The 13,670-nt window shown below is 36.7% G+C and carries 13 protein-coding genes; 11 read left to right on the top strand and 2 right to left on the bottom strand.

From position 1 onward, the window contains the following. Window positions 1-42: 42 nt before the first annotated feature. The gene (locus tag BM012_RS03925; protein ID WP_061802223.1) at window positions 43-1,656 is read left to right on the top strand and encodes an amidohydrolase; all 1,614 of its coding nucleotides are present in this window, start codon (window positions 43-45) and stop codon (window positions 1,654-1,656) included. Window positions 1,657-1,744: 88 nt separating this feature from the next. Here BM012_RS03925 and BM012_RS03920 read toward each other — a convergent pair whose 3' ends face one another. Next, on the bottom strand, window positions 1,745-2,548 hold the full coding sequence (locus BM012_RS03920; protein ID WP_019391189.1) for an NAD kinase: 804 nt from the start codon (window positions 2,546-2,548) through the stop codon (window positions 1,745-1,747). Window positions 2,549-2,751: 203 nt separating this feature from the next. Here BM012_RS03920 and BM012_RS03915 point away from each other — a divergent pair, with 203 nt between their 5' ends. The 6 genes from BM012_RS03915 to namA all read left to right on the top strand — a co-directional run bounded on the left by BM012_RS03915 (window position 2,752) and on the right by namA (window position 8,261). Continuing rightward, window positions 2,752-3,435, top strand: coding sequence for a DUF2953 domain-containing protein (locus tag BM012_RS03915; RefSeq protein ID WP_061802222.1), 684 nt, complete (start codon window positions 2,752-2,754; stop codon window positions 3,433-3,435). After that, the gene (ytfJ, locus tag BM012_RS03910) at window positions 3,432-3,908 is read left to right on the top strand and encodes a GerW family sporulation protein (protein WP_061802221.1); all 477 of its coding nucleotides are present in this window, start codon (window positions 3,432-3,434) and stop codon (window positions 3,906-3,908) included. Before BM012_RS03915 ends, ytfJ begins: the two co-directional genes overlap by 4 nt. Window positions 3,909-4,009: 101 nt before the next feature. After that, entirely contained in the window at window positions 4,010-4,510 is a 501-nt protein-coding gene (tpx, locus tag BM012_RS03905; RefSeq protein ID WP_111922039.1) for a thiol peroxidase, read from the top strand. A 113-nt stretch (window positions 4,511-4,623) separates the two neighbouring features. Next, window positions 4,624-5,610: a class I SAM-dependent methyltransferase gene (locus tag BM012_RS03900; protein ID WP_061802219.1), complete on the top strand. Its 987-nt coding sequence runs from the start codon at window positions 4,624-4,626 to the stop codon at window positions 5,608-5,610. Window positions 5,611-5,915: 305 nt separating this feature from the next. Beyond that, on the top strand, window positions 5,916-7,106 hold the full coding sequence (locus BM012_RS03895) for an acetate kinase (RefSeq protein WP_061802218.1): 1,191 nt from the start codon (window positions 5,916-5,918) through the stop codon (window positions 7,104-7,106). Window positions 7,107-7,247: 141 nt separating this feature from the next. Next, window positions 7,248-8,261 (top strand): NADPH dehydrogenase NamA, encoded by a 1,014-nt coding sequence (gene namA / locus BM012_RS03890; RefSeq protein WP_061802217.1) that lies wholly within the window; start codon window positions 7,248-7,250, stop codon window positions 8,259-8,261. A 33-nt stretch (window positions 8,262-8,294) separates the two neighbouring features. Here namA and BM012_RS03885 read toward each other — a convergent pair whose 3' ends face one another. After that, complete coding sequence (locus tag BM012_RS03885; RefSeq protein ID WP_061802216.1) at window positions 8,295-9,032, bottom strand: Cof-type HAD-IIB family hydrolase; 738 nt, start codon at window positions 9,030-9,032, stop codon at window positions 8,295-8,297. Between the two features lie 135 nt (window positions 9,033-9,167). Here BM012_RS03885 and BM012_RS03880 point away from each other — a divergent pair, with 135 nt between their 5' ends. The 4 genes from BM012_RS03880 to argH all read left to right on the top strand — a co-directional run bounded on the left by BM012_RS03880 (window position 9,168) and on the right by argH (window position 13,584). Next, entirely contained in the window at window positions 9,168-10,019 is an 852-nt protein-coding gene (locus tag BM012_RS03880) for an EcsC family protein (RefSeq protein WP_061802215.1), read from the top strand. Beyond that, complete coding sequence (locus BM012_RS03875) at window positions 10,009-10,512, top strand: MogA/MoaB family molybdenum cofactor biosynthesis protein (protein ID WP_061802214.1); 504 nt, start codon at window positions 10,009-10,011, stop codon at window positions 10,510-10,512. The genes BM012_RS03880 and BM012_RS03875 overlap by 11 nt, the downstream gene beginning before the upstream one ends. A gap of 490 nt (window positions 10,513-11,002) precedes the next feature. Further along, on the top strand, window positions 11,003-12,211 hold the full coding sequence (locus BM012_RS03870) for an argininosuccinate synthase (protein WP_019391199.1): 1,209 nt from the start codon (window positions 11,003-11,005) through the stop codon (window positions 12,209-12,211). Beyond that, window positions 12,208-13,584, top strand: coding sequence for an argininosuccinate lyase (gene argH / locus BM012_RS03865; protein ID WP_061802213.1), 1,377 nt, complete (start codon window positions 12,208-12,210; stop codon window positions 13,582-13,584). The genes BM012_RS03870 and argH overlap by 4 nt, the downstream gene beginning before the upstream one ends. The last annotated feature ends 86 nt before the right edge of the window (window positions 13,585-13,670 follow it).

The raw sequence follows: 13,670 nt of genomic DNA, 5'->3' as shown, positions 1-13,670 counted from the left end.
ATACATAGTACAACAATTATGATGATAAAAGGGGTTATTGTGATGGGAAAGCTTTGGTGTAACGGCATAATTTATACGATGAAAAACCAAGGAGAGACAGTTGAAGCAGTTTTTACTGAAAACGGAATTATAAAAGCTGTTGGAGAAAAAGAAAAGCTTCGTCAAGAATACAAACATGCTATTGAAGAAGTTATAAATTTACAAGGGTCTGTCATGTATCCAGGGTTTGTTGATAGTCATATGCACCTTATAGGACATGGAGAACGGTTAATGCGTCTGGACTTATCACAAGCAAAATCAAAGGAGGAAATGCTTCACCTCTTAGAAAGAAAAGCAGAAGAACTTGAAGAAGGGGAATGGCTTATTGGAGAAGGATGGAATGAAAATGAATGGGAGGATAAAAGCATTCCAACAGCAGAGGAACTTGATAAGGTAAGCAAGGGACATCCGCTCATTGCAAGAAGAATTTGTCATCATGCAAGTCTCGCGAATAGTTATTCACTAAAGCTAGCAAGTATTAATAAACATACTTCAAATCCTCCTGGTGGAGTTATTGTAAAAAATAGTAGAAAAGAGCCAACAGGAATGCTTCTTGACAGAGCTCAAGATTTGGTTACAGCATATATGCCTCCTGTTTCTAAAGCATATGTGCAAAAGGCCTTGCAGATGGGGATTGAAGATTGCTTAAAGGTTGGTCTAACTGGAGGGCATACAGAGGATTTAAACTATTACACAGGTTTTAAAGAAACGTATGAGACATTTCTCTATGTAACAGAACAAAGCGGATGCAAGTTTCGTTTAAACTTGCTTGTCCATCATGAAGTTGTAGGAGATATGATTCAATATATGGCAAAGAATAAGAAACAATCTTCTTTTGTTGAACTTGATGCTATGAAGATTTTTTCAGATGGATCGCTTGGCAGCAGATCGGCTCTTTTAAGCGTTCCATATAAGGATAATCCGTCAACGAATGGTGTTGCCATTCATACAAGGGAAGAGCTACAAGGGCTTGTAAAAGCAGCAAGAAGTCATGGAATGAGTGTAGCAGTTCATGCAATTGGAGATCTTGCTTATGAGTATGTTCTAGAAAGTTTAGAAGCTTATCCACCAAAAAAGGGACAGCGAGATCGTATTATTCATGCTCAAATTTTAAGAGATGATTTGATTCAACGAACGAAAGAAATTCCCGTCGTACTCGATGTTCAACCTCGTTTTGTTGCAAGTGATTTTCCTTGGGTTCTTGATAAAGTTGGGGAAAATACGTTTTCATATCTCTACCCTTGGAAAACATTATTACAAGAAGGAATTATGTGTGCAGGAGGCTCAGATGCACCAATCGAGCCTGTAAATCCGCTTTTAGGCATTCATGCTGCTGTTACTACCAAAAGAGGCCCATCTTCAAATATAGAGTATATTCCTTCTGAAAAGCTTTCCATATATGAAGCAATAAAGCTTTTCACAGAAGGAAGTGCTCAAGCTGTTTGTCGAGAGAGAGATAGAGGGAAAATTGCGGAAGGGTATTTAGCAGATTTTACAGTGTTAGAACAAGATTTATTTAAGATTGAAGAAGACGCTATTCCAAACGTTGGAGTAAGTATGACAGTCGTTGATGAAACAATTATGTTTGAGAAAAATAAAGAAAGCAGTGAATTTTAATTTTAGCACGTAATTTTATAGAACTTGAAATTATATGCTGTAGACATTAAAAAGGCTTGGACAATAAATGTCCAAGCCTTTTTGTTTTTTATAAAAACGTGCGCTGTACACGGCGCCAGAACGAATTATCTTTTAATTTTACAGTTTTAATTTTTTGATGATGAAGCTTTACTTCGATTTTTTCAAGCTGTTGAATATTCAATGCTTCATTATCAACGCCTACAATTGGATTTAAGTTTTGGTAGCTTCCAAGTCTTAATGTAAGAGAGTTTTGCTCACTTAAAATAAAAGAAGAGCCAAGCGTTCTGTACGTATTATTATTAAGAGAAGCAATTTCACTAATTTGCATGCAGTCCATTAATGGATCTACAACAGCACCATTGATTGATTTGTTGTATGCTGTACTTCCAGTTGGCGTTGCAATGACAATGCCATCTCCTCGGAACGTTTCAAAATGTAGGTCATTAATATATACATCCGCTGTTAAAGTCTTAATGACAGAGGAGCGAATTGTACATTCATTTAAGCAATAAAAAGGAGGATTCTGATCCACCTTTACTTCTATAATGGGAAAGCGGCGTACTTCGATGTCAGCATTTGTCATAGCTTCAACCATTTTTTCTTTTTCATCGATGTTGAAGTCACAGTAAAAGCTAGGCTGTTCATCAAGCGTTACACCAGCATATAAACAGTCATCTCTGAACCCTGATTTACGGACAGCTTGTAGGAATGTTCCGTCTCCTCCAAGGGCTGCAATGATGTTTGCCTCTTTCATCGTGCTGACAATATTAAATCCATTTTGTTCGGCTAGCTCGTGCAAGCTGCTTAGGTTTGCAAGAATTTTTTCATTTTTTTTGTAGAATAAATAGATATTATTACGATGTGCTGTCATGATTTAACCTCCCATATGATGATAATAGAGTAACCGCTTTCTACCTTCTATCATATCATCAAGTGTTAGAAAATTAAAATAATTATTTCACATTCCATTAATTTTATAGTTTTTGATTACGGGATAGAGAACTAATTTGTTAATAGTAACTGGGTTTAGAGTGGGATAAATGGGAAATAATAAATATTTGGAGGTGGTAGAAGGTGAATGTTGTATTCATTATACTCCTTGTTCTTATCGCATTTTTTATTTTAGTTTGGTTTACTAACATAACAATAGAGGTTCATCTTCGCCATCAGCATAAAGATGACTTTTATCAGATAAAATGCAAAGCACTCTTTGGGCTTATTCGTTATACATATGAAATCCCTGAAGCAACATTAAATGAAGATGACGGCGAAACTAAGTTGAAAATCAAGCAAACAGAATCCATTAATAATAATAAAAAAGGATCGACACAAGAAAGTATTTCGGTCGAAAATGTCACTGACTTGTTTCATCGGGTAGAAGAGGTCATTCAAGATATCGTTTCTTTTCATGAAATTGTTCGAAGATTTTTAAGAAAGGTGCACGTTCGTAATCTTGATTGGGAAACGAAAATTGGTGTGAGAGATGCAGCAATAACGGGTGTTCTAAGTGGAGTATGCTGGGGGATTAAGGGAAGCATTGTAGGTCTACTTGTGGAATATATGAATGTTCACCCTGAACCAAAACTAGCTGTTACGCCCATATTTAATAAGCCAGCTTCATATACGTCCTTCCAATGTATGGTTTCAGTCCAAAACGGTCATGCTATATTAACGGGAATAGCTATGCTTTCACATCGACGTAGCATAATACGTAAAAAAGAGAAATTTAAAAACGAGCACAAGGAGGTTTCCTCATGAGTGAACACCCTATTGAAGGCTTAATGTCTACAGCAATGGAAAACTTAAAAGAAATGATTGATGTTAATACAATTGTAGGAGATCCTGTTGAAACACCTGACGGAAGCGTAATTTTAACCGTATCTAAAGTCGGTTTTGGTTTTGCGGCAGGAGGAAGTGATTTTTCTACAGATGGGGGAAAGAGAGAAGGAGGCAGCCAGTCTGCTCATACTCCGTCTAAAAAAGAGCGAAGTCCTTTTGGAGGAGGAAGCGGTGGCGGAGTATCCATTACGCCAATTGCTTTTCTTATTGTCAATTCTTCAGGTGTGAAAATGCTGCATCTTGATGAAAGTACGCATCTTTACGAGCGATTGTTAGAAACAGCACCACAAGCAGTAGAAAAGATACAAGGACTCTTTAAAAAGAAGGAAGATGGAAAGAAAAAAGGCTCTTCTTCTGACAGCCATGCAAAAGGAATTGATCCTGAAGCATAATCAATGTTTCTCCTTGTGAAAAGTGACAGAACGAAATCGTTGCAATATGTACATAAACAGGCTAACATTTAAATGTACATATTCTTTTTATATAGGAGGAAATTATCATGACAACATTTAAAGGAAATGAAGTAACGCTTCTAGGGAAAAAAGTAGAAGTAGGACAAAAAGCTCCAAACTTTACTGTATTAGCAAACGACTTATCAGAAGTTACTTTAGATGATTCAAAAGGTTCTGTTCGTATCATTAGCGTTGTGCCTTCAATTGACACAGGCGTTTGTGATGCACAAACACGTCGTTTCAATGAAGAAGCAGCTTCACTTGAAAATGTGAAAGTGCTAACGGTTAGCGTTGATCTTCCATTTGCTCAAGCTCGCTGGTGCGGTGCCAATGGTATTGAAAACGTTCAAACTTTATCAGATCATCGTGATCTTTCCTTCGGCGAAGCATTTGGTGTTACGATTAAAGAACTTCGTCTTTTATCGCGTTCTGTATTCGTAGTTGATTCAGAAGACAACGTAACATATGCAGAATACCTTGAAGAGGTAACAGAACATCCAAACTATGAAGCAGCTATCGAAGCGGCAAAAGCAGCAAAGTAATTTTTTCATAAAAAGGCCTCGAAACTCTCGGGGTCTTTTTTTGCGTCTCGATTTGGAAATATGCTAAAATAGTCAAGTTATCAAAAGAGATTTTTGATTCGGAGGAGATAGAAATGACTGAGCTCAAAGAGATGGAAACGCTCTTTAAAGTGATAGATGATACAGCAAACATTTTGCGAAATAAATTGAACTGCACGTACTTGGAGGCTGTTAGTGAAACAGGCGAAAATTTATTTGAAAAAGCGATTCTTCAGGAAGAAGTTGATGATGTAACAAAAAAGCGTGTTGAAAAAGAATATGAACGTGTAGATATCGAAAAGCTATCTAAAGAGAGTATTCGAAAAGCTTTTCAGCTCGCAGTATTAAAAGGAATGAAAGAAGCAACACAGCCTAATCATGAAATGACTCCCGATGCAGTCAGCATCTTTGTTGGTTATTTTGTTCAAAAATTGATGGAGAAAAAAGATGAGGTTTCCATACTAGATCCTGCTGTTGGAACGGGGAACCTACTTACAGCTATTTTAAATGGAAATAGCAAAAAAGTACGGGCATACGGAAGTGATGTTGACGAGCTTCTTGTAAAACTTTCGTATGTTAATGCAAATCTGCAGCATCATGAAATGGAATTTTTTAATCAAGATAGCTTACAGCCTCTCTTTGTTGATCCTGTTGACGTTGTCACAGTAGATTTACCAGTTGGTTATTATCCTAACGATGAAGGTGCTTCAAATTATCGCTTAAGAGCAGAAGAAGGGCATTCATATGCTCATTATTTATTTATCGAACAAAGCTTCCGCTATTTAAAAGAAGGAGGCTACCTTATTGCTCTTGTTCCGAATAATATTTTTTCAGGGGATGAAGCGAAGAAACTACATGCTTTCATTAAAGAGGAAGGATTTATTCAAGGACTGCTTCAACTTCCACTAACAATGTTTAAAAAAGAACAGCATGCTAAAAGTATCTTCATTGTTCAGAAAAAAGGAGCTACTGCAGTCCCACCTTCACAGGCTTTGCTTGTTGATCTGCCTTCTTTCTCAAATAAAGAAGCTATGAGTGATATTATGAGTCAAATTAATGAATGGTTTACTGCAAAGCAATGAAGAATAAGAATACGATAGAAATCTGTCGTATTCTTATTTTATTTTGATATAGTAAATTCTTGAGGATTTATTCGAATAAAAAAGTAAACAGTTACAAAAAGGTTATTTATATTACAAAAATATATTAGATGTCAGAAAAAAATGAATATTTACTGATAGCGTTTACTATATTGAAATTGTGTACTACTAGTGATTAAATGGAATAGGATAGAAATTGTGTCGAATAACATAGAAAATTGTAGAACATGGTGGCGCAATAAGCTACCTAGTCCGTGTCTATATGAAAAAAGGAGCTGTATTTGAGTATGACCAAAATTTTGGCAATTAATGCCGGTAGTTCATCACTTAAATTTCAATTATTCGAAATGCCAAGTGAGACGGTATTAACAAAAGGTCTTGTAGAACGTATTGGATTAGATAACGCAGTATTTAATATCGCTGTTAATGGAGAAAAGAAAGAAGAAATAACAGATATCCCAGATCACGCTGTGGCAGTGAAAATCTTGCTTGATAAATTAATTTCTGAAAACGTTATTAGTTCTTATGATGAAATCAATGGCGTTGGTCACCGTGTTGTACATGGTGGAGAAACATTTAGCGATTCTGCTCTTATTACTGATGAAACATTAGCGCAAATTGAAGAGTTAAGCGAACTAGCTCCTCTTCACAACCCAGCAAACGTTGTAGGAATTAAAGCATTCAAAGAAATTATGCCAAACATTCCTTCAGTTGCTGTATTTGATACAGCATTCCATCAATCAATGCCAGAGCAATCTTATCTTTATAGCTTACCATATGAGTACTATGAGAAATATGGCGTACGTAAATATGGTTTCCATGGTACTTCACATAAATTTGTATCACAACGTGCTGCAGAGTTACTTGGTCGTCCGATTGAGCAACTTCGCATCATTACTTGCCACTTAGGAAACGGTGCAAGTATTGCTGCTGTTGAAGGTGGGAAATCAATTGATACTTCAATGGGATTCACACCACTTGCAGGTGTGGCAATGGGAACACGTTCAGGTAACATTGACCCAGCCTTAATTCCTTTTATTATGGAGAAAACAGGAAAAACAGCTGATGAAGTTCTTCAAGTATTGAACAAAGAAAGTGGACTTCTTGGTGTTTCTGGTATTTCAAGTGACCTTCGCGACCTACTTGGACAAGCCGAAGAAGGCAACGAACGTGCAGAGTTAGCTCTTGAAGTATTCTCAAGCCGTATCCATAAATATATTGGCTCATATGCTGCACGCATGTCTGGTGTTGATGCAATTGTATTCACTGCTGGTATCGGTGAAAACAGCGTGGAAATTCGTGAGCGTATTCTAAAAGGCCTTGAATTTATGGGCGTATATTGGGACAAAGACCTTAACAATGTACGTGGGGACGAAGCTTTTGTAAGCTATCCACACTCTCCAGTAAAAGTTATTGTTATCCCAACAAACGAAGAAGTAATGATTGCTCGCGACGTAACTCGTTTAGCAAACATGTAATAAAAGAGAAAGCCTCTTTTCCTTATTGGAAAGAGGTTTTTTTTATAAAGAAGATTTACTTTGAGCATCTTAAGTGAAGTGTAGAAGAGGAGATGATACAATATCTCTGTTTCCATCTAAAAATTTCGGGAGGCGAAAGTTATGAAAACGAAGTTATTTTCCCCTTATACAGTGAAAGGTGTTACAATCAAAAATAGAATTGTTATGTCTCCTATGTGCATGTATTCAAGTGATGAAAGTGGGAAAGTGAAAAACTGGCACTTAACACACTATACAACTCGTGCTGTTGGTCAAGTTGGTCTTATTATAGTTGAAGCAACAGCTGTCTCATCAGAAGGACGTATTTCTCCTCGTGATCTTGGGATTTGGAGCGATGAACATATTGATGGATTAAAAAATATTGTTTCTTTAAGTAAAGAGCACGGTGCAAAAGTAGCCATTCAGCTTGCACACGCAGGTCGTAAAGCGGAGCTTGAAGAAGAAATTTTGGCTCCTTCTGCTATTGCTTTTGATGAGAGCTACAAAACACCGAAAGAAATGACAAAGGAAGATATTCAAAATACAATCCAAAACTTTAAAGAAGGTGCGCGTAGAGCGAAAGAATCTGGGTTTGACATTATTGAAATTCACGGTGCACATGGTTATCTAATTAATGAATTTCTTTCTCCAATTAGTAATAAACGAGAAGATGAGTATGGTGGATCACCCCAAAATCGCTATCGTTTCTTAAAAGAAGTGATTGAAGCTGTGAAAGAAGAATGGAACGGACCCCTATTTGTTCGCGTTTCTGCATTTGACTATCTTGAGGAAGGCTTAAAAGCCGACGACTATGTTCCATTTGCGAAATGGATGAAAGAACAAGGTGTAGATCTTATTGATGTAAGTTCAGGTGCCGTAGCCCCAGCACCAATTACAGCATATCCTGGTTATCAAGTTCAATTTGCAGATCAAATTAAAAATGAGGCAAATATTGATACAGGAGCTGTTGGTCTTATTACAAACGGTTTCCAAGCAGAAGAGATTTTACGTAACAATCGCGCAGACCTAGTATTCTTAGCTCGTGAATTGCTTCGCGATCCATATTGGCCAAGAACAGCTGCAAAAGAACTTCGTGAAGAAATTGAAGCCCCTGTTCAATACGAATACGGCTGGTAAATAAAAAATCCCCTCATAGAAGGGGATTTTTATTTAGGATAAAACCCAGTGATGGATAGCTTTTGCAACTCCATTCTCAATATTTGGAGAAGTAATCCAATCTGCTTTTTCTTTCACAACTTCTTGGGCATTCCCCATTGCAACTCCAACACCCGCTTCTTCAATCATAGCGATATCATTTAAACTGTCTCCCATTGCAATAACGTTATCCATTGTAATATCTAACCGTTCACAAACTTTCATCAATGCTTTTGCTTTATTAATTCCAACAGCATTGATTTCAATATTTGTTGGGCTTGAATTTGTGATTTCAAGCTGTTTACTTTCTTGAAGTTCTCCTAAAACAGCTTTTCTGATGCTATCATCTGGAATATCAAATCCAAACTTTAACCACTCATGTTCCACAATTTTATCAGGGAATTCTTCTCTCCATAATCGTTCTGTTGTAGAGGCCCAAAAATAAATATTATACTTTTGTTTGAGTTCCCATAGTTTTTCGATATGAGCATGCTCAATAAGATTGCGGTCAACAAGCTTAAAAGAAGAATCCCATATTTCACTTCCATTTGAAGTAACAAGGAAGGAGGAAAGCTCTAACGATTCTGCATATTCGCGGCATGTGAGAAGTGAGCGTCCTGTACTCAATACAGTTGGAATTCCTTGTTGCTTAGCAAGCTTAATAGCCTCTTTGTTTTGAGAAGATACATTTTGTTCATTATCTAACAACGTACCATCCATATCGAGTGCGATAAGTTTTATTGAATTTTTCATAGAAAAAAAATAGCCTCCTTCTTTTTACGTTCCGTCTCTTTCATTTTAATATAAAGGAATGATAACTGTAACCGCCTAATGTTTCTTATATCTCCTTATGTTAAAATAATCTTTAACAATAACGGAGGTGTGAGAATGAAACGTACAAGCCGAGAAAGAATTATGCTTGAAGAAATCTTGCAATGGGAACAGGAGCTTGAAAAGTGGAGTTTAACATCAGCTGAGAGAGAGAACAAGCAGTTGCTGCAAAACTTTTTTGACTCCCTTCCTGAAGATAAATACTACAAGTACATGGAGTTTCTAGACAATGGGCTTTTTCACCTTCAAGGTTTTATTGATCGATCTTACATACAAAAAAGCGAGCGTAAACGTCTTCTAAGAACTGCTTCATTGTTAGATGAGCGCATAGAGGAGATTCAGGATCTTAAGATGCTAAATATTGATCAGCTGTCATACCTCGCTGATGAGCAGCTGAAAAAGCAGCGGCTTTATTCGTTTGTTCAAGGAGCAGCTTCTGGAACAGGAAATGTTTTATTTGTGGGTACAGATATTCCTCTTCTCATCACATTGAATTTTCAATCTATCCATTTAACAGCACTAAGCTATGGATATGATTGTGAAGATCCATTTGAAATGATTCTTATTCTAAAAGTATTTCATGCAGCTATTGTGCCAAAAGAGCATCGTTTCGCTGCTTGGGAGCAGCTGAAAGAAGAGGTTGAGACGTTTGAAACGGCCTATTATAACGAGCAAAGCGAAAAAGTATTACATAATGCATTAAGTGCTCATCTATTACAACAAATTATTAAAACAATGCTTATTTTATCAACAAAACGTCACTCTTCAAAGAAGCGATCTCTTTTTGCAATGCTTCTTTCAGGCAGTTTTAACTACAAATTTACAGCTGAAGTAACGGATTTTGCAAAACGCTTCTACCAATATCGCTTCTTAATGGAAGAGAAGGGAGGAAAGCAAAATGAGCGTTGAAGAACACAAAAGGGAAGCACCAACGGCTGTTGCTTGTGGAGTTATTACAATTAGTGATACAAGAACAAAAGAAACGGACAAAAGTGGAGCACTCATAAAAGAGAAACTAGGGGAAAAGAATTTTAAAGTTGTTGAGCATGTGATTGTAAAAGATGAAAAAGAAGTGATTTTAGAAGCTGTTCAAAGGTTAATTAATGATGAACGTATTGAAGCAGTTATTACAAATGGAGGCACAGGACTTGCTAAAAGAGATGTAACAATTGAGACTGTCACACCTCTTTTTGAAAAGGAAATCGTTGGTTTTGGTGAACTTTTCCGTATGTTAAGTTATCAAGAAGATATCGGGTCTGCAGCACTATTAAGTAGGGCTGCAGCCGGAGTGGTGAAGAACACAGCTCTTTTCTCTCTTCCGGGCTCTTCAGGAGCTGTTAAACTTGCGATGGATAAACTCATCATTCCTGAACTTGCTCACGTTATAAAACATATTAAATAACTATTTTAAAAGAAGCTGAGAGTTTTTTCAGCTTCTTTTTATTTTATAACATACCTATAGAAAATTTAGGCTTCTCCCTTTATTCAACAATTCTTCCTTCTTTTCATAAGGTATAAAAACTGTTACTCCTCGCCCGCTATGTTAGTACTTGTTCCTGTTTTTTAACAATATGTGTATTTGCTGAATATGTAGTGATTATTCACTGTTTCTTGCAAAAAGATAGAAAAAAAGAAAAAGGTGAACATTGAAAGTAAAAGAGGATGAAAGGGCTAAAAACCTTATGTTAGCGGGCTTGAATGAAAAGTAAATAGAAAGAGAGAATAAAAAAAACAAGAAATATACACTAATATTTATACTTTTTTATGAATAAGTATTGAAAGTCTGAGAGATAGGTGATACATTATTATTAACAAAGATGAATAAAAAAACAAATTGATAAAAATATACTTATATATATATATGCAAGGATATTAAGAGGAGGATTTTAGAAATGGCAAAAGAAAAAGTCGTGTTAGCATACTCAGGTGGATTAGATACATCAGTCGCAATTAAATGGTTGCAAGAGAAGGGTTATGACGTTGTAGCATGTTGTTTAGACGTCGGCGAAGGAAAAGATCTAGATTTCGTTCAATCAAAAGCACTTTCTGTTGGCGCAATTTCTTCACATGTTATCGATGCAAAAGAAGAATTCGCGAATGTTTATGCATTAGCAGCGCTTCAAGCGCACACTCTTTATGAAGGGAAATATCCACTTGTTTCAGCACTTTCTCGTCCGTTAATCGCTGCGAAACTTGTGGAAGTAGCTGAAAAAGAAAATGCAGTAGCTGTAGCGCACGGTTGTACGGGAAAAGGAAATGACCAAGTGCGTTTCGAAGTATCAATCAATGCTTTAAATCCAAACCTTGAAGTATTAGCTCCTGTTCGTGACTGGAAGTGGTCTCGTGAAGAAGAGATTGAATATGCAAAAGAGAAAAATATTCCGATTCCAATCAATTTGGATAGCCCTTTCTCAATTGACCAAAACTTATGGGGAAGAAGCAATGAGTGCGGTGTTTTAGAAGATCCATGGGCAGCACCACCTGAAGAAGCATATGACCTTACAACTCCAGTTGAAGCAACACCAGATGTTGCAGATGTTGTAGAGATTGAATTTGTTCAAGGTGTACCTGTTTCATTAGATGGAGAGAATCTTCCACTGTCTGAACTTATCTTAAAATTAAACAACATTGCTGGTAAACACGGCGTTGGACGTATTGATCACGTTGAAAACCGTCTTGTTGGTATTAAATCTCGTGAAGTATACGAATGCCCAGGTGCAATGACGTTAATTAAAGCACATAAAGAGCTTGAAGACTTAACACTTGTAAAAGAAGTAGCACATTTCAAACCAGTGATCGAAAAGAAATTAACAGAAGTTATTTATGAAGGTCTTTGGTTCTCACCGCTTACAAAAGCGCTACTAGGTTTCCTAAAAGAAACACAAAAAACAGTAAACGGTACAGCACGCGTGAAACTATTCAAAGGTCATGCTGTTGTTGAAGGAAGAAAATCGCCAAATTCTCTATACGATGAGAAACTTGCAACATATACAAAAGAAGATGAATTTAATCATGATGCTGCTGTTGGATTTATCAACCTTTGGGGCTTACCAACAAAAGTAAATAGCATGGTGAACAATAAGGAGAAGGTGAACTCATGACCAAATTGTGGGGAGGACGTTTTACAAAACGTCCTGAGCAATGGATTGACGAATTCGGAGCATCTATTACATTCGATAAAGCACTTGTAGAAGAAGATATTCAAGGAAGTCTTGCTCATGTTGCAATGCTTGCAAAATGCAACATTCTCACAGAAGATGAGAAAGACCAAATCACGGCTGGACTAAATAAATTAGCGGAGAAAGCAAAAAGTAATGAGCTTTCTTTCTCTGCTCAGTATGAAGATATTCATTTGAATTTAGAGAAACTTCTTATTGATGAAATTGGGCCTGTAGGAGGAAAACTTCATACAGGGAGAAGCCGTAATGACCAAGTTGCAACAGATATGCATCTTTATTTAAAAAAGCACGTTACAGAGATTATTGGCTTATTAAAGAAACTACAAACAGTTCTTATAAATAAAGCTGAGGCACATATTGAGACTGTTTTCCCAGGATATACGCACTTGCAACGTGCTCAGCCTGTTTCATTTGCTCACCATTTAATGGCTTATTTCTGGATGTTGCAACGTGACGTTGAGCGTTTTACAGAATCATTAAAACGTATTGACCTCTCACCGCTTGGGGCAGGAGCGCTTGCAGGCACAACTTTTCCTATTGATCGTAACTACTCAGCAGAGCTATTAGGCTTTTCAGGTATCTATGAAAACAGTATGGATGCCGTTAGCGATCGAGACTTTATTATTGAATTTTTAAGCAATAGTTCGCTTGTTATGACCCATCTTTCTCGATTCTGTGAAGAGTTGATTTTATGGTCAAGCCAAGAGTTTCAATTTATTGAAATGGATGACACATATGCAACAGGAAGTAGCATTATGCCACAAAAGAAAAATCCAGATATGGCAGAGTTAATTAGAGGGAAAACAGGCCGCGTATACGGAAATTTATTCAGTCTTTTAACAGTTCTAAAAGGAACTCCTCTTGCTTATAACAAAGATTTGCAAGAAGATAAAGAAGGAATGTTTGATACCGTAACAACGCTTGAAGGTTCGTTGACAATTTTCAGCGGCATGATTGATACGATGACTGTCAAAACAGAGAATATGACGAAAGCAACTTCACAAGATTTCTCAAATGCGACAGAGCTAGCCGATTATCTAGCATCAAAAGGAATGCCGTTTAGAGAAGCGCATGAAGTTGTAGGAAAACTTGTTTTAACATGCATTAATCAAGGCATTTATCTTCAAGATCTTACATTAGAGCAGTATAGAGAAGCATCAGATCTTTTCGAAAATGATATTTATGATGTAATTGATCCTTATAATGCTGTTAAGCGTCGTAATAGCCAAGGAGGCACAGGCTTTGCGCAAGTGAGCCTTGCAATTGAAAAGGCAAAGCAACACATATTGTTATAAAAAGAAGACACCAATTAGGTGTCTTCTTTTTTTGGGAATAATGTTAAAAAATAAGTAGAAAATAACGGAGAATAAAGATAATTTGA

This window comes from Priestia endophytica DSM 13796, from assembly GCF_900115845.1.
GTDB lineage: Bacteria > Bacillota > Bacilli > Bacillales > Bacillaceae_H > Bacillus_I > Bacillus_I endophytica.
Note: the sequence above shows the minus strand (reverse complement) of the source record. Positions and strands in the feature narration are given on the sequence as shown.

Coding starts and splice junctions, on each gene's coding strand:
- BM012_RS03870 (WP_019391199.1), top strand. CDS start 11,003: ATGGCAAAAGAAAAAGTCGTGTTAGCATACTCAGGTGGATTAGATACA.
- BM012_RS03895 (WP_061802218.1), top strand. CDS start 5,916: ATGACCAAAATTTTGGCAATTAATGCCGGTAGTTCATCACTTAAATTT.
- BM012_RS03925 (WP_061802223.1), top strand. CDS start 43: ATGGGAAAGCTTTGGTGTAACGGCATAATTTATACGATGAAAAACCAA.
- BM012_RS03900 (WP_061802219.1), top strand. CDS start 4,624: ATGACTGAGCTCAAAGAGATGGAAACGCTCTTTAAAGTGATAGATGAT.
- BM012_RS03880 (WP_061802215.1), top strand. CDS start 9,168: ATGAAACGTACAAGCCGAGAAAGAATTATGCTTGAAGAAATCTTGCAA.
- BM012_RS03875 (WP_061802214.1), top strand. CDS start 10,009: ATGAGCGTTGAAGAACACAAAAGGGAAGCACCAACGGCTGTTGCTTGT.
- namA (WP_061802217.1), top strand. CDS start 7,248: ATGAAAACGAAGTTATTTTCCCCTTATACAGTGAAAGGTGTTACAATC.
- ytfJ (WP_061802221.1), top strand. CDS start 3,432: ATGAGTGAACACCCTATTGAAGGCTTAATGTCTACAGCAATGGAAAAC.
- BM012_RS03885 (WP_061802216.1), bottom strand. CDS start 9,032: ATGAAAAATTCAATAAAACTTATCGCACTCGATATGGATGGTACGTTG.
- argH (WP_061802213.1), top strand. CDS start 12,208: ATGACCAAATTGTGGGGAGGACGTTTTACAAAACGTCCTGAGCAATGG.
- BM012_RS03920 (WP_019391189.1), bottom strand. CDS start 2,548: ATGACAGCACATCGTAATAATATCTATTTATTCTACAAAAAAAATGAA.